The following is a 15,263-nucleotide window of genomic DNA, read 5'->3' as shown; positions in this document are numbered from 1 at the left end:
TCGTGCTCCGCATCCTTGCCTGCCTGTGCTGTATCATGACCGCCATGTGGAGGGCATGGGTCGCCCGGCCCGCAACGCAGGCAGGATATGACGCAGCGCCACCTCAAGCGCCCAGCCCCCCGCGCCCACGCCGCGCACCACCAGCATGCTGTTCCACGCCGAGGCGGCAAAGCCCGCGCATTGCGGCGCTGCCAGCCGTTCGCGCACCGGGCCCAGCAGGTCCATCGCCTGCGGGCTGGCCAGCACTAGGGTTGCGACCGCCCCCTGCCCTGCGGCCACGGCGGACTGGGCCAGCAGGGCCGTTACATTGGTGCTTTCCAGCCGCAGCATATCTTCAAGCAGCGGTTCACCCTCGCGCCTTATGGTCAGCCGGTCGCGCACATGCAGGCTGGAAAGGTGCTCACCCGCGCCAAGGCGGCCAAATATCCGGCTTTCGAGAAAGAGAAAGGTCGCGGAGTGCGCCATATCCACCACCATGTGGCGGCGCAGGCGGCTGCCATCAAAAAAGATCGTGCCGTGCGGCAGCCATTCGAGCCGTGCCGAGGCGCCGATATGGCAGGTAACCGTCATATCCGCCGGACTGTCTTCCGGACGGGCGCGATAGATGCGCTCGGCAGCCTGCGATGTGACCAGCAGGTCCGTACCGGGGCCACAGGCCAGCCGCCCGCGGATTTGATCGCCCGCCGCGATGCCGCCAGATATATTGACCGTGGCGGCTTCCAGCCCGTTGCCCCGCACCCGTGGAAAAAGCAGGCGGCAGCAGCCTGCCTGCACCAGGTCGGCCATGCGGGTGCGGGCGCCATCGGCCCTGACTTCCAGCCCGAACTGCCCCCTTGCGCGCTGGAGTGGGGTCATTCCCGCGTTCATTTCCGTCCTGACAGCATCGGGGCTATCGTAGCAGCCGGGTGGAGTACGTCCATTGCGTAGAATTACGTAATCCTCGCCACGCTGCCATGGGCATGTTTGACCATACATGAATTGATCAAAGCGTTTGGTAACTGCCTTTTTCAAGATAGCGCTTCTTCGACGCTTTTTGATACTCGGGATCAGTCGGGGCGCTGCGGCCAGTTTTTATGGCCGGGGCATCTTCGGGCCTGAAGCCGGTCGTCATCCCGCTTGCGCCATCGACAGGCCGCGATGTCACGACCGGCATGCGGTGCGCCCGGCCCCTGATCCGCGCTGCGGCTGCAAATACGGGTAGTGGGTGGCCCTTTTCCCGCAACGCGGCAAGGCCATCAGCATGGCCCGGTTCTGTCGTGGCAGCCAGAGGTGATGCAGGAACGACCGCCCCCATCACATGACGGGAGCGATCGGTACCTGATGGCTCAGGGCGTGTGAACGAGCTTACGGTTGAGGAATTCCTCAATGCCGAATTCCGACAGTTCACGGCCATAGCCGGAGTTCTTGATACCGCCAAACGGCAGGTCGGGCGCCGTGCCGGTCACGCTGTTGATGAAGACCATGCCCGTATCGATCCGGGCGGCAACGCGGCGGCCACGCGCCACATCGCTGGTCTGGATCGAGCCGCCAAGGCCGTATGGCGAATCATTGGCCAACGCCACGGCTTCATCCTCGCTGTCCACCGAATGGATGATGGCGACGGGGCCAAAGATTTCCTGGTAGAAGATGGGGTTATCCCTGGTCACGTTGGTCAGGATCGCGGCCTTCATGAAGAAGCCCTCGCGCTCGATGCGCTTGCCGCCCACAACAAGGCTCGCCCCGTGCGCCACGGCCTTTTCCACCTGTGCCACGGCATGTTCCATCGCCACCTGGCTGCTCATCGGGCCATGGGTCACGCCCTGCTCGAGCGGGTCGCCGTATTTGAAGTCATTGATCGCCACCTTCAGGCGCGACGTAAACGCCTCAACAAGCGACTTGTGCACGATCATGCGCTTGGCTGCCGTGCAGACCTGGCCGTTATTGGACATGCGCGCCTGCACCGCAAGCGGGACAACCTTGTCGAGATCCGCATCATCAAGCACGATGAAGGCATCCGACCCGCCAAGTTCCATGGTGCTTTTCTTGAGCGCGCGGCCAGCCTGGCCAGCCACGGCGCTGCCAGCACGTTCGCTGCCGGTCAGGGCGACGCCACGGATTTCGGGGCGTTCGATCAGCTTTTCCGACTGGTCGTTGGTGATGAACAGGTTGGTATAGGCCCCTGCGGGCGCACCGGCTTCACGGAACAGCGCCTCGAACGCCACGGCGCATTGCGGCACGCCCGGCGCGTGCTTGACCATGACCACATTGCCCGCCATCAGGTTGGGGGCCGCCACGCGGGCAAGCTGATAGTAGGGGAAGTTCCAAGGCTCCACGCAGTAGATAATGCCCAGCGGCTCGCTGGTAACACTTGCATGGCCCTGCGACACCGGCAGCTCGCGCGGGGCGAGGAAGGTCTCGGCCTTCTCGGCGTAATAGGCCAGGATGTCGGCCGAAAGCGAGATCTCGGCAATGGCTTCGGGCAGGATCTTGCCCATTTCGATGGAAATCAGGCGCGCGTGCTTTTCCTTGTCGCGGCGCAGGATCTCGGCAGCCTTGAGCATGACGTCACGGCGCTGGGCAATGGTGCGGCGGCGCCAGTCGCTTTCCCAGAACGTATGGGCAGTATCGAGCCTGGCCAGCATTTCCTTGTCATCATGCAGGTCAAAGACCTTTTCCGTCTGGCCGGTGGCGGGATTAATGGTGCGATAGGGACTCATGTCATCATATCCTTACGAAGGGTGCAGGCATGGATGGCTTTATAGCCGGGCAGGTGTTGGTGTTGTGTGAACGCGCCAACGGATTGCCGCTCTTTGGTTGCAGATTGCGCCATGCCCTGCGTGTCGATGCAATACTCCCTGTATCGTGACTATATTCATCCGTAGCGTGTCAATGTCCGCACCCGGCAGGGCAGCCCTGCGCTCACGCATTCGTGCATGCGCCTGAATGGCGGGTATCAGGCGCACGGACGCGGGCAGCTGGCCTGCGGGGTATGGGGTGACATCACAAGAGTTTGAAGCCACTGCGGCAGACGGGCTGCTTTGCCCGGCCTTGCCTGCCGCCCGTTCATCGCAGAATAAAATCTGTTATGAAATCAGTAAGTTTTCCAAAAGGCGGGCGAAGGAGCATGGCCGCGTTGAAACGGCCCTGCCTGTATATGCCACGCGGATGTGTCAGCGCCCGGAAGCCTTCCCTGCCATGATAGGCGCCGATGCCGCTCTCTCCCACGCCACCAAAGGGCAGGTCGTCCTGCGCATAATGCAGCAGGGTGCCATTGATCGTGACATTGCCTGACACCGTGCGCGCCAGAACCCTGTCCTGCCCGGCACGGCTTGCTCCAAAATAATACAGCGCCAGCGGCCGGGGGCGCGCATTGATGAAGGCAATCGCTTCATCAAGGTGCCGGTAGGTCAGCACCGGCAGGACCGGGCCAAAGATTTCGGCCTGCATGACCGCCATCGCGGGTGTGACGTCAAGCAGGAGAACAGGGGCAAGGACATGGCTGCCACCTGCATCGTGGCCAAGGCGGATGACACGCGCGCCCTGTTTTTCAGCATCCTGAACCAGACCGCTCAACCGCGCGTAATGGTGCGGGTTGAGAATGGCCGTATAATCGGGCGAGCCGGCATAACCGCCCGGATGCAGCTTTTTCACGGCGTCCTGATAGGCGGTGGCGAATGCTTCGGCATCGCTTTCATGAACCAGCACATAATCCGGCGCGATGCAGGTCTGCCCGGCATTGGTCAGCTTGCCAAACGCCACCCGCCCCGCCACCCGCTGCATGGAAAAGCCGGGCTCGATCACGACAGGCGATTTGCCACCGAGTTCAAGCGTTACCGGGGTGAGGTTCTGCGCGGCCGCGGTGGCAACCTTCCTGCCCACCGCCGTACTGCCGGTAAACACGATATGGTCGAACGGCAGGGCGGAGAACGCGGCCCCCACGTCAGCATCCCCCATGACAACGCACACCTGTTCTGGCGGAAAGACGGATTGCACGATCCGCCCGATCACCGTCGCGGTGGCGGGCGTAAGTTCCGATGGTTTAACCATGGCGCGGTTGCCAGCGGCAATGGCTGTGGCCAGCGGCACGAGGGCAAGGGAGAGCGGATAGTTCCACGGCGCGATAATGCCCACCACACCCACCGGCTGGCGCATCACCCACGCACGACCGCACTGGAAATAGGCCGATACATGGCGACGTTCAGGTTTCATCCACTGCCCCAGATGCGCGATCATGTAATTGATCGACTGCACGAGCGGGATCAGTTCCACAATGGCGCTTTCGCGTTCCGAACGCTGGCCAAAATCCGCATTCAGGGCGCGCAGGATCTCGCTCCGCCGCTTCAGGATTTCGGCTTTCAGGCGGCGCAGGTCGGCCCGACGCTGCCGGAGGCCTGGCGGCCCGTCATGCTCAAACGCTTCACGCTGGCGCGCAAGGAGGCGCTGCAGGTCAGCGGGGGTTACTTTGACTGAGGCAGTACCGGACATGGCACCCTCCATGTTTACAGGAGAAACTTATATTGGCACGATATGGAGCGTAACACTGTGATGTCAACTAAGTTTCTTGTGTAAACATGGACCCCGAAATGCCTGAAACAAAGGACCGGCCCTACCATCACGGCGATCTGCGTCGCGCCCTGATCGATACAGCCCTTGCCATGCTGGCAGCGGACCAGAACTGGGCTTTTACACTGCGCGAAGTGGCACGACGCACCGGCGTCAGCCATGCCGCCCCCTACAAGCACTTCCGTGACAGGGAAAGCCTGCTGCGTGAACTGGCGCGGATTGGTTTCATCCGGCTGGGACAGGCCATGACGGCGGCCATGTCTGCCGGTGGCGCCTGCGTGCGTGAAAAATTCATTGCGGGCGCGCAGGCCTGTATCGGGTTCGCGCTGTGCAATCCCGGTCTTTATCGCCTGATGTTCAGCGCCGATGCGGACAAGACGGCAGACCGCCCACTGCATGACGCCGCCATGGAAACATTCGGAATTCTTCTGCGCCTGCTGCAAGAAGGGCAAATTCGCGGCAGCTTCCGCCCGATTGCCATCAACGCGCTGGCAGCCGCAAGCTGGGCGCAGGTGCATGGGCTGGCGATGCTGGCGATCAGCGGGCAGCTTGCGGAAGAAAAGGTAGGACGGGAGCCGGTTCGCGCCGCCCTCGATGTGCTGCTGGATGGGCTATGCTGTTGAGCGCGTGATGCAGGCGGTGCTGTATGATAAGCAGGAAAGGTAACTGACAGCCCCCCTTTCCTTCAGGCCAGCGCGAGGGCAGAAAAGCCGGTTCAGGGCGCGGGATTGCAGTGCACCTGATGGATCGCGTTGATTTTTGCCTCGAGTTCCGGGGTGATGGCTAGGTCAACCGAACCAAGAATGGTTTTGAGCTGCTCGATGCTGGTGGCGCCAATGATGTTCGAGGTCACGAACGGACGGGAGGTGACAAAGGCAATGGCCATCTGCACCGGGTCGATCCCCTCCGCTTTCGCCAGCGCGATATAGGCGCTGACCGCTTCCTCCACGCCCGGCTTCTCGTAGCGCTGGGCACGATTGAACAGCGTGGTGCGCGCACCCGCCGGTCGGGCGCCCCCAAGGTATTTGCCGCTCAGGTAACCCTGCGCCAGGGGTGAATAGGCCAGCAGGCCCACCTTCTCCCGCAGGGCGATTTCGGCGAGGCCGATCTCGAAAGTGCGGTTGATGAGGTTATAGGCATTCTGGATCGACACGACACGTGGCGCGCCGTGGCGGGATTCGGCCAGATATTGCGAAACACCCCACGCCGTCTCGTTAGACAGGCCGACATGGCGGATCTTGCCCTCGCGCACCAGATCGCCCAGCACGCCGAGCGTCTCGGCAATGGGGATCTCATCGGCCTCGGGCAGAGTGGTGAAAGTGGTGCCCCCTGCCCCGAACAGCCCCACCTTGCGGTCTGGCCAGTGCAGTTGGTACAGATCGATGTAATCCGTGCCAAGGCGGCGCAGCGAGCCATCAAGCGCGTAACGGATCTGCCTGGGTGTCAGACGGGTTTCCTCCCCACCGGAGCGGAACCATGGCGATGTGCCGCGCCCCACCACCTTGCTGGCAATGATCAGCCGGTCACGGCCGCCACGCGCCCTGAGCCAGCTGCCGATGATGGTTTCGGTCGCGCCCTGGGTCTCGGCACGGGGCGGGATGGAATAGAGTTCGGCGGTATCAATGAAGTTGATGCCGTGATCGAGTGCCATATCCAGCTGGGCATGGCCTTCGGCTTCCGTATTCTGCTGGCCGAAGGTCATGGTGCCAAGACAGATCTCACTGACCATGATGCCAGTGCGACCAAGTTCACGTTGCTGCATGTAAAAACCTGCCTGGGGTTGGTGGGGCGCGGCGCGGGCCGTCTCTGTCAGGCGCGAGTGTTGCAAAAGACGGACGGTAACGCAATCACGCCCGGCCAGGCCGGTATCAGGCAGTAACTTCAGTCAAACGTGCCGCCACGCGGGCGGATGATGGGCAGGATATTACCGGTTACGGAGTAGTAGACCCGCTCGGAAATATTGGTGGCGTGGTCGCCAATGCGTTCAAGGTTCTTGGCAATGAACAGCAGGTGGGTGCACGGGCCGATATTACGCGGGTCTTCCATCATGTAGGTCACGAGTTCGCGGAACAGTGACACATAGAGTTCATCCACCGCCGTGTCCGACTGCCAGACAATGCGCGCGAGTTCCGGGTCGCGCTGGTCCATCGCATCAATGGTGCGGCGCAGGTTTTCCTGCACCAGCCGGCCCATGCTGTGCAGACCCGTGAGCGATATGGGGCATGACAGCAGTTCGTTGCGCATGGCCCGGCGCGCGATGGAGGCCGCGCAATCACCGATCCGCTCCAGGTCGCCCGACATTTTCAGCGCCGCCACCACCTCGCGCAGGTCGCCCGCCATGGGGGCGCGCAGGGCGAGCAGGCGGATGACCAGCGCCTCGGTCTGGCGCTCGAGTTCATCGACATGGGGGTCCATTTCCGGCGCATCGAGGGCGGCCACCTCATCATGCTCGACCACCGCCGTAATGGCCTGCGCCACCTGACGCTCGACCATGCCGCCCATCTTGTTGATGAGCGAACGAAGCTGTTCAAGTTCCTGTTCGTAACTCTGGACAGTATGCATCGATTCCTGGGGCATCATCACGTCTTTCGTCATCAACCGAAGCGGCCGGTAATGTAATCCTGGGTGCGTTTTTCATGCGGGGCAGTGAACATCTTGTCCGCCGTGTCCACTTCAACCAGTTCGCCCATGTAGAAAAAGGCCACACGATCCGCGCAGCGGGCCGCCTGCTGGAGATTGTGGGTGACGATGGCGATCGAGAATTCCTGCTTGAGTTCATCAAGCAGTTCCTCGATCCGCGCGGTCGAGATCGGGTCGAGCGCGCTGGTCGGTTCATCAAGCAGGATGATTTCGGGCCGGGTGGCAATGGTGCGCGCAATGCACAGGCGCTGCTGCTGGCCGCCCGACAGGGCGGCGGCGGAGGCATTGAGCCGGTCCTTGACCTCGCCCCACAGGGCCACGCGGCGCAGCACGTTTTCCACGCGCTGGTCCATTTCCGTGCGTGAGAGGCGCTCATGCAGGCGCACGCCAAAGGCGATGTTGTCATAGATCGACATGGGGAAAGGCGTGGGCTTCTGGAACACCATGCCAATGCGCGAGCGCAGAACGTTCACGTCGATGCCGGGCGAGAGGATGTTGCGGCCATCAAACAGCACCTCACCCATGGCGCGCTGGCCGGGATAGAGGTCATACATCCGGTTGAGGATGCGCAGCAGCGTTGACTTGCCACACCCTGAAGGTCCGATCATGCCGGTGACCTGCCGGGTGGGGAAATCAAGCGAGATGCCGCGCAGCGCGTGATTTTCGCCATACCAGAAATCGAGGTTGCGAATGGCGATCGCCGGAGCCGACTGGGTCTGGGCGGGCCTGTTATCCATGAGGACGGTGTTCATGATGATGCGGTTCCATTGCGCGAGAGCCACCAGCGGGCGAATATGTTGGTTGCCAGCACCGCAACCGTAATCAGCAGCGCACCGGTCCAGGCCATCTGCACCCAGTCATCATAGGCCGAACCGGCATATTGATAGATGGTGACAGGCAGGCTCGCCATCGGCGCGTTGAGGTTGGTGGACCAGTTCAGGTTGCCAAGCGAGGTAAAGAGCATCGGCGCGGTCTCGCCCGAGATGCGGGCGAGTGCCAGCAGGATGCCGGTCATGATGCCGCCACGGGCCGCGCGCAGGCAGATGCTCACGATCACCCGCCAGCCCGGCGCGCCCAGCGCGTAGGCCGCCTCACGCATGGCGCGGGGCACGAGGTGCAGCATGTCTTCTGTCGTGCGCACCACGATGGGGATGAACAGGATGGCCAGCGCCAGCGTGCCCGCAATGCCCGAGAAATGCCCCGCGGGCTCCACCACCACCAGATAGACGAACAGCCCGACAAGGATGGAGGGCACGGACAGCATCATGTCCGACACGAAGCGCACGAACGAGACGATCTTCCCGTCATGGCTGAATTCCGACAGGTAGATGCCGGTCAGCATGCCGATGGGCGTGCCGAGCAGGGCCGCAAGCATCGTCTGCTCGCAACTGCCCACAATGGCGTTGGCAAGCCCGCCGCCGCTGCCGGGCGCTGCCGTGCTGTGCAGGAAGGTTGAAAGCGACAGCCCCGCCGCCCCCCGCGTGACCAGTGTCCATAAAATCGAAAACAGCAGGAACAGGACAACCACGGTGGCGATACCACACAGCACGTTGACCAGCCGCTCGACAATCCTGCGCCGCACGGCCTGCGCGCCACCGCGCTGCCACCCGCTCGTGGCCCCGGCCTGTACTTTCTGGGCTGACATGTAAGGCTACTTCCCTAGTTCTTTATGCCGCGCTGGAGGAACATGCGCGAGCAGGCCAAGGTAATGAATGAAATGACCATCAGGATCGCGCCCAGCGCCAGCAGCGCCGAGAGCTTGAGGCTGCCTGCCGAACTCTCGGGGAACTCGAGCGCGATCAGCGAGGCGATGGTGTTGCCCGGCGCGAACAGCGACCAGCCCAGCCGGTTGCTGTTGCCAATGACGAAGGTCACGGCCATGGTCTCGCCCAGGGCACGGCCCGTGCCCAGCATGATGCCACCCATCACGGCCTGCCGCGACCACGGCAGCACCACCTTGCGCATCACCTCCCACCGGGTTGCCCCCAGGCCAAAGGCGCTCTCCTTCAGCACGGCGGGGATGGACACGAACACATCGGCCATGACCGAGCAGATGAAGGGCGTGACCATGATGGCCAGGATGAGGCCGCCGGTCAGCAGGCCCGTGCCATAGGGCGCGCCACGGAACAGCAGCCCGATGCCCGGCACATGGCCGAGGTAGCGCGTGGCCACGGGCTCCACATAATGCGCCATGAACGGCACGACAATGAAGAACCCCCACATGCCGAATATGATGGAGGGCACGGCGGCCAGAAGCTGCACGGCCGTCTCGATCACACGCGCGAGCGCCGGGGGCGCCATCTCAACCAGCCAGAAGGCGACGCCAAAGGCGAAAGGCACGGCAAATACGAGCGCCACGACCGTTGTGATCAGCGTGCCGAAAATTGATGTTGCCGCACCAAAATTGTGCGAAATGGGGTTCCATGCCCTGCTGGTGATGAACCCCGGCCCGAAGGTGGAGAAAGCCTGCCACCCGCCGCTGACCAGCACGATGATGATGCCCGCCATGACCAGCAGGATGGACCACCCGGCCAGCCGGGCCAGCATGCCAAAGGCGATATCACCGGCATTGCCCCCTGCGTTGCGCCCGGAAACGTCCGCTCCCCGGGCTGCGGTGGTGGATGGCGCTTCCATCATGTAGTTCCTGATATGCATGACATGAATGCAGCACTAAACGTATTAACTGACTCGTGACAATAATAACGTGCTGCATTTTTCATGAAGTTTTTATGACACATGCCATTACATGCATGTATGCCTGATATCTACTTGTGGCACGTCATATAAAGTTCATATATTTCAGGTTGAACGCGCCCGGAAAAATGCGGCATAGCACCCGCAACGGGCAGGCCGGAAGCGAAGGCCCTGCTCCCCAAAAGACAGGCAGGAACGAGCCTCATGTTTGAATCCAGCGTTATTGAAATAGACGGCGTGTTCATTGGCATCGTGTTTCAGGACGGCCCCGATGAGCCCTATACCTTCCGCGCCATGCACGAACGCGTCACCCAGATGGATGGCGATGTCCTCCCCTCCTATGAAGATGCGGTGGCCCGCGCGCGCACCCGTTTCCGCCTCGGGCGCTGCAAGCCTGCACGCAGCCTACCCGCAGCCCGGCATTATGCCTGAAATCAGCATTCCCCATTCATGAATGTGAATATTATATGAAATGAGAATGAGTATTATTTATTTTAACTGATTTTTTATTTAAATTGGCATGACAGTAACTTTTGGTGTGTTGTTTCATGCTTCATTTTGCACCCTATTCAACTTTTTCCATTCTGGCGCTGGTCATATGCTTCGCGCTGGTCTGCATATTCGAATTCGTCAACGGTTTTCATGATACGGCCAATGCGGTTGCAACCGTCATCTATACAAAATCGCTAAAGCCGCGCACCGCCGTGATCTGGTCGGGGCTGATGAACTTCGTGGGCGTGGTGCTTGGCGGCATCAGCGTGGCCTACGGACTGGTGGAACTGCTGCCCGCCGATGTGCTCTCCCCCCCCCAATGGCGACCCGGCCGTGCCCATGCTCATTGCTTTGTTCGGCACGGCGCTGGCGTGGAACCTGTTTACCTGGTGGTTCGGCATCCCCAATTCCAGCTCGCACTGCGTCATTGGCGCGCTGATCGGCATTGCCATTGGCGATGCGCTGCTGCACACGCGTGCGATCGGCAACAGCGTTGACTGGTCACAGATCTGGAAGATCCTGCGCGCGCTGGCCATTTCGCCCCTGCTGGGCCTCATTGGCGCGGGCGGGCTGTATTTCATCATCAAACACCTGGTGCATGATCCCGAACTCTATCAGCCGCCGCAGGGCGACAAGCCGACACGCGGCTGGGTGCGCGGGCTGCTGATCCTGACCTGCACCGGCGTCAGCTTCTCGCACGGCAGCAATGACGGGCAGAAGAGCATCGGCCTGATCATGCTGACCATCATCGGCATCCTGCCCGCAACCTTTGCCCTGGCCCCCGACAGCAAGCCCCAGATCGGCCATATTGCCCAGTACGCCACCGAGGCGGCCCCCCTTATCACGCAATACGACCATGACGGCCTGCGCGAGGAAGCCATCGCCTCGGTCAACCGCCTGACCCAGACCACGCCTGATGCGGTCGTGCCCTCACAGCTGCGCGCCGATCTGTACGAGGTCGTGGCCGGGCTGAAGGCGGTCTCGCTCAATACGCAGGCCTCGGCCCATGACCGCGCCACCGCCAAGACCCTGAGCAACCAGATGCGCCCGGTAGTGGAATACGCGCCATGGTGGGTGCGCCTGCTCAGCGCGCTGTGCCTGGGCATTGGCACCATGATTGGCTACAAGCGCATCGTACACACGCTGGGCGAGAAAATCGGCAACACGCACCTCACCCCCGCGCAGGGCGCCTCGGCCGAGCTGGTGGGCGCGGGCCTGATCGCAACGGCAGGCTATACCGGCCTGCCGGTCAGCACCACGCACATCATCACCGCCGGTATTGCAGGCACCATGCTCGGCTCGGGCTCAGGCATCAACCGGGGCATGCTGGTCAAGATCGCGCTGGCATGGGTCTTTACCCTGCCCGTCACCATCACCATCGCCGCCAGCCTGTTCTACCTGCTGAGCTGGTAAGGCGCACTGCAAATGGAAACGACATCTGACATGAACGACACCTGCAAAGACCCCAGAGCCCCGTCAGACCGCGACCGCCTGCGCGAGGAGGTGCTCGATGACATTGACGAGGAAATTGAACTGGAACTCGACGACGCACGTCTCGGTTCGGAAAATGAGGCGGAAAACACCGGTTTCAGAAAAAACTATTTCCGCGAACTGCTGCGCCTGCAGGGTGAACTCGTCACGTTGCAGGACTGGGTGAAAGATACCGGCCACCGTCTGGTCGTGATCTGCGAAGGGCGTGACGCGGCGGGCAAGGGAGGTGTCATCAAGCGCATCACCCAGCGCCTCAATCCGCGCATCTGCCGCGTGGCCGCCCTGCCCGCTCCCAACGACCGCGAGCGCACGCAGTGGTATTTCCAGCGTTACGTGGCCCACCTGCCCGCAGCCGGCGAGATCGTGCTGTTTGACCGTAGCTGGTACAACCGCGCAGGCGTCGAGCGCGTGATGAATTTCTGCACGGATGAAGAATATGACGAGTTCTTTCGCTCCGTGCCGGAATTCGAGCGCATGCTGGTGCGCAGCGGCATACAGATTGTCAAATACTGGTTTTCCATTTCCGATGACGAGCAGGAACTGCGCTTTCGCGCCCGCATGGAAGACCCGCTGAAGCAGTGGAAGCTCAGCCCGATGGACCTTGAAAGCCGCCGCCGCTGGGAATCCTACACCCTGGCCAAGGAAATCATGCTCGAGCGCTCGAACATTGATGAAGCCCCCTGGTGGATCGTGCGCGCGGACAACAAGAAGAAGGCCCGCCTCAACTGCATCAGCCACCTGCTCTCACAGGTGCCTTACCATGAAATACAGAAACCGGAAGTGCGCCTGCCCGAGCGGGTCTACAGCCCGGACTACATCCGCCAGCCCGTGCCCGAGACCATGTTCGTGCCGGAGAAATACTAAAGAATGAAAATTTCCGGTGAATATTTTTAAAAATATTCAGATGGTGCCGCTTTTTTTGCAAAAAGGCGGCACCCCGGAAACTCTTACAATTTCAAGACATTATTGGTCCTGCCTTTTCAAACAGCCACTTACAGGATACCACCGGCAATTGGCAGGTTGACGCCGGTCATGTAGCTGGAATCATCACCAAGCAGGAATTCCACCACGCCGGGAATTTCCTTGATATCGCCATAACGGCGCATCGGCACGGAATTGATCATCTGTTCGGCAACGACCTTGGGGTCGGTTGAGAAATACTGGCTGCCCACGGCGGCCTGCAGTTCCACCTGCCGCTCCCACATGAAGCCAGGACCCATAAAGGCAGGGCTGATTGCATTCACACGGATATTATAGGGCGCCAGATCTTTCGATGCCGTCTGGGTCAGGCCGATAATGGCGAATTTCGAGGCCCCATAGGCCGCCATGTTCGGCGGGCCGCCCACGCCCGCCATGCTGGCCGTATTCACGATACGGCCAAATTTTCGCGCCACCATATGGCGTGAGACCGCGCGCAGCACATGAAACGCGCCACACACGTTAATGGTCATGACACGAGCAAAATCCTCTACCGGATAATCCTGCACCGGTGCGAATGCGCCCTGATAGCCCGCATTGTTGAACAGAAAGTCGATCTGGCCGAAATCAGCCGCGACCTGGTCCACCACCGCCTGCACGCCTGCCGCATCGGTTACGTCGCAGCCATAGCCACGTGCCGTAACACCGGCAGCGGCCACCGTGCGCACAGCCGCGTCAAGTTTCTCGCCCGCAAGGTCGAGCATCGCGATGGCCGAGCCTGCCGCCGCCAGCCGCTCCGCCGTGGCCAGGCCGATATTGCCCGCAGCCCCTGTTACCAGCGTCACCTTTCCGCCAAACCGTTTGCTATCCGTCATGTGCCGTGCTCTCTCCGTTCATGCGTGTGGCACCGTGGCATGGCCTGACAGGCCCGCACGTGTTGCCCTGTGGAAACCATCATAGCGCTTTGACTTCGTGCAGGTTCAACAGCTTTTTCAATGCAGATCTGCCACCGGACGGGCGAGACCTCCTGCCGGGCCAGACGACAGGAGGGGCCACGAACCCATCACATTTTTACGGATCGGCGCTCACAGCCTGTCGGGTTGGCCATTTTGAGAATCATAACACCAAGGCTAACCCGACTTATGCCGCCTGAAGCTGAATTGCCCCGGGTTTTGTGGAGACAGCAAGACCTGTGAGGTAAGAGATATTCATGAGTAACAAATCGAAGCGTTTTCCGCCTGAATTTCGTGAACGTGCAGCCCGCATAATTCTGGCGGAAGAGAAGAACCATCCTTCGCGGTGGTCAGCGGTGATGATGATCGCTCCAAAGCGGGATATTCACCCTGATACGGACTGTGCCCCGTAGCGTGGTGCAGGAGCACCGGTCTCCGACAGGTTCGAGGTTATCAGGCGGCCACGGCGGGCAGGCTGATAGTGGGATTATGGCGGCGAGGCCTTCCAGCGTCATGTAGTGTCGGCAGACGGTCCACTCGTCGTTCTGTTCAAACATCAAGGCGCCGACGAGGCGGATGATGGCAGCGTCGTTGGGGAAAATCCCGATGACGTCGCAGCGACGTTTGATTTCCCTGTTCACCCGTGCGATCGGATTTGTGGATGAAATCTGCGTCCAGTGCTCCCGGGGGAAGCCCATATAGACCAGCACGTCCGTCTCCGTCCGCTCCATGAATTCCGCCAGTTTCGGAAAACCGTCACGTAGCTGATCGGTGACCTGTCGCCACAGGCGCGAGACGTCATCGGCGGCTTCCTGCATGAAGATCGTGCGCAGCAGGGCTGAGACGGCCGGGCGTTGTTTCGTATGGGCATAAGCGAATGCGTTGCGCATCCAATGCACCCGGCAGCGTTGCGGGGTTGCGTTGAACACGCGGGCGGCTGCGGCCCGCAGACCCGCATGCGCGTCGGCGGCGATCACCAGCTTCACGCCATCCGTCCGTGTTCACGGCCACAGCGATTATTACGGCGATCGAGACGATCCGGCCGCCCTGGCGGAGCTTGAGATACGTCGCATCGATCCAGAGATACGGCCATTCACCCTCGATCGGCCGGGACAGGAAGGAGTTGACCCGTTCGTCGATCTCGCCGACAGGTCGGCTGACCTGGCTTATGGAGACGCCACCCGCCCCCATGGCGCGGACCAGATCATCGACCGATCGTGTGGAAATCCCCTGCACATAGGCCTGCTGGATCACCGACAGCAGCGCCTTTTCCGCCGTCTTGCGCGGCTTGAGGAAGGTTGGAAAGTAGCTACCCTTGCGCAGCTTCGGGATCGCCAGTCCGACCGTGCACGCCCGCGTGCCCCAGCTTCGAGCGCGATAGCCGTCGCCAGCATCTCGCGCACAAAATCACCGTCTGATACTTGCTCCACAAGCTCCAGCAGCGCCATCTTCTCATCGGTCATCGTCAGGTCCTTCAGGTTCGCTGTCGCATTCGAACCCTATCTAAAGACCGGCGGTGGCCGCCTCAGCAGC

The 15,263-nt window shown here is 61.4% G+C and carries 13 protein-coding genes and 2 pseudogenes; 4 read left to right on the top strand and 11 right to left on the bottom strand.

Features of this window, described 5'->3' with window-relative positions; genetic code table 11:
- Positions 1-33 precede the first annotated feature (33 nt).
- The 4 genes from CDI09_RS03530 to CDI09_RS03520 all read right to left on the bottom strand — a co-directional run bounded on the left by CDI09_RS03530 (position 34) and on the right by CDI09_RS03520 (position 4,464).
- Complete coding sequence (locus tag CDI09_RS03530) at positions 34-855, bottom strand: urease accessory protein UreD (RefSeq protein ID WP_078527480.1); 822 nt, start codon at positions 853-855, stop codon at positions 34-36.
- Positions 856-982: 127 nt separating this feature from the next.
- Positions 983-1,153 (bottom strand): hypothetical protein, encoded by a 171-nt coding sequence (locus CDI09_RS18040; protein ID WP_167370240.1) that lies wholly within the window; start codon positions 1,151-1,153, stop codon positions 983-985.
- Between the two features lie 172 nt (positions 1,154-1,325).
- Positions 1,326-2,696, bottom strand: a complete 1,371-nt coding sequence (locus CDI09_RS03525; protein WP_078527478.1) for an NAD-dependent succinate-semialdehyde dehydrogenase — start codon at positions 2,694-2,696, stop codon at positions 1,326-1,328.
- A gap of 346 nt (positions 2,697-3,042) precedes the next feature.
- Positions 3,043-4,464 (bottom strand): coniferyl aldehyde dehydrogenase, encoded by a 1,422-nt coding sequence (locus tag CDI09_RS03520; RefSeq protein ID WP_078527477.1) that lies wholly within the window; start codon positions 4,462-4,464, stop codon positions 3,043-3,045.
- 98 nt (positions 4,465-4,562) lie between these two features.
- Between CDI09_RS03520 and CDI09_RS03515 the strand changes: the two genes are divergently transcribed.
- Entirely contained in the window at positions 4,563-5,165 is a 603-nt protein-coding gene (locus tag CDI09_RS03515) for a TetR/AcrR family transcriptional regulator (protein WP_078527475.1), read from the top strand.
- Between the two features lie 92 nt (positions 5,166-5,257).
- Here the strand turns inward: CDI09_RS03515 and CDI09_RS03510 are convergent, their stop codons facing one another.
- From CDI09_RS03510 to pstC, 5 genes are all read right to left on the bottom strand, one after another.
- Positions 5,258-6,304, bottom strand: coding sequence for an aldo/keto reductase (locus CDI09_RS03510; protein ID WP_078527473.1), 1,047 nt, complete (start codon positions 6,302-6,304; stop codon positions 5,258-5,260).
- 119 nt (positions 6,305-6,423) lie between these two features.
- A complete protein-coding gene (phoU, locus tag CDI09_RS03505) occupies positions 6,424-7,119 on the bottom strand; it encodes a phosphate signaling complex protein PhoU (protein WP_205836730.1) in 696 nt (231 codons plus the stop codon).
- 17 nt (positions 7,120-7,136) lie between these two features.
- Complete coding sequence (gene pstB / locus CDI09_RS03500) at positions 7,137-7,934, bottom strand: phosphate ABC transporter ATP-binding protein PstB (protein WP_078527472.1); 798 nt, start codon at positions 7,932-7,934, stop codon at positions 7,137-7,139.
- Complete coding sequence (gene pstA, locus CDI09_RS03495; protein WP_078527470.1) at positions 7,931-8,827, bottom strand: phosphate ABC transporter permease PstA; 897 nt, start codon at positions 8,825-8,827, stop codon at positions 7,931-7,933. Before pstA ends, pstB begins: the two co-directional genes overlap by 4 nt.
- A 14-nt stretch (positions 8,828-8,841) precedes the next feature.
- Positions 8,842-9,819, bottom strand: coding sequence for a phosphate ABC transporter permease subunit PstC (gene pstC, locus CDI09_RS03490; protein WP_078527468.1), 978 nt, complete (start codon positions 9,817-9,819; stop codon positions 8,842-8,844).
- Positions 9,820-10,080: 261 nt separating this feature from the next.
- On the opposite strand from pstC, the gene CDI09_RS03485 reads away from it, so the two are divergent.
- The 3 genes and pseudogenes from CDI09_RS03485 to ppk2 all read left to right on the top strand — a co-directional run bounded on the left by CDI09_RS03485 (position 10,081) and on the right by ppk2 (position 12,723).
- The gene (locus CDI09_RS03485; RefSeq protein ID WP_110571183.1) at positions 10,081-10,308 is read left to right on the top strand and encodes a hypothetical protein; all 228 of its coding nucleotides are present in this window, start codon (positions 10,081-10,083) and stop codon (positions 10,306-10,308) included.
- A gap of 116 nt (positions 10,309-10,424) precedes the next feature.
- A pseudogene (locus CDI09_RS03480) lies at positions 10,425-11,781 on the top strand (inorganic phosphate transporter).
- A 30-nt stretch (positions 11,782-11,811) separates the two neighbouring features.
- Complete coding sequence (ppk2, locus tag CDI09_RS03475; RefSeq protein ID WP_078528233.1) at positions 11,812-12,723, top strand: polyphosphate kinase 2; 912 nt, start codon at positions 11,812-11,814, stop codon at positions 12,721-12,723.
- 128 nt (positions 12,724-12,851) lie between these two features.
- On the opposite strand, the gene CDI09_RS03470 is transcribed toward ppk2, so the two are convergent.
- Positions 12,852-13,652, bottom strand: coding sequence for an SDR family NAD(P)-dependent oxidoreductase (locus CDI09_RS03470; RefSeq protein WP_078527464.1), 801 nt, complete (start codon positions 13,650-13,652; stop codon positions 12,852-12,854).
- A 531-nt stretch (positions 13,653-14,183) separates the two neighbouring features.
- A pseudogene (locus CDI09_RS03460) lies at positions 14,184-15,193 on the bottom strand (transposase).
- Between the last annotated feature and the right edge of the window lie 70 nt (positions 15,194-15,263).

This window comes from Komagataeibacter nataicola (genome assembly GCF_003207795.1).
In the GTDB taxonomy this organism is placed as follows: domain Bacteria; phylum Pseudomonadota; class Alphaproteobacteria; order Acetobacterales; family Acetobacteraceae; genus Komagataeibacter; species Komagataeibacter nataicola.
This window is presented reverse-complemented; position numbering and strand designations above follow the sequence as displayed.

Excerpts from the sequence above, each read along its gene's own strand:
- CDI09_RS03530 (WP_078527480.1), bottom strand. The coding sequence starts at position 855 with ATGACCCCACTCCAGCGCGCAAGGGGGCAGTTCGGGCTGGAAGTCAGG.
- CDI09_RS18040 (WP_167370240.1), bottom strand. The coding sequence starts at position 1,153 with ATGCCGGTCGTGACATCGCGGCCTGTCGATGGCGCAAGCGGGATGACG.
- CDI09_RS03525 (WP_078527478.1), bottom strand. The coding sequence starts at position 2,696 with ATGAGTCCCTATCGCACCATTAATCCCGCCACCGGCCAGACGGAAAAG.
- CDI09_RS03520 (WP_078527477.1), bottom strand. The coding sequence starts at position 4,464 with ATGTCCGGTACTGCCTCAGTCAAAGTAACCCCCGCTGACCTGCAGCGC.
- CDI09_RS03515 (WP_078527475.1), top strand. The coding sequence starts at position 4,563 with ATGCCTGAAACAAAGGACCGGCCCTACCATCACGGCGATCTGCGTCGC.
- CDI09_RS03510 (WP_078527473.1), bottom strand. The coding sequence starts at position 6,304 with ATGCAGCAACGTGAACTTGGTCGCACTGGCATCATGGTCAGTGAGATC.
- phoU (WP_205836730.1), bottom strand. The coding sequence starts at position 7,119 with ATGCCCCAGGAATCGATGCATACTGTCCAGAGTTACGAACAGGAACTT.
- pstB (WP_078527472.1), bottom strand. The coding sequence starts at position 7,934 with ATGAACACCGTCCTCATGGATAACAGGCCCGCCCAGACCCAGTCGGCT.
- pstA (WP_078527470.1), bottom strand. The coding sequence starts at position 8,827 with ATGTCAGCCCAGAAAGTACAGGCCGGGGCCACGAGCGGGTGGCAGCGC.
- pstC (WP_078527468.1), bottom strand. The coding sequence starts at position 9,819 with ATGATGGAAGCGCCATCCACCACCGCAGCCCGGGGAGCGGACGTTTCC.
- CDI09_RS03485 (WP_110571183.1), top strand. The coding sequence starts at position 10,081 with ATGTTTGAATCCAGCGTTATTGAAATAGACGGCGTGTTCATTGGCATC.
- ppk2 (WP_078528233.1), top strand. The coding sequence starts at position 11,812 with ATGAACGACACCTGCAAAGACCCCAGAGCCCCGTCAGACCGCGACCGC.
- CDI09_RS03470 (WP_078527464.1), bottom strand. The coding sequence starts at position 13,652 with ATGACGGATAGCAAACGGTTTGGCGGAAAGGTGACGCTGGTAACAGGG.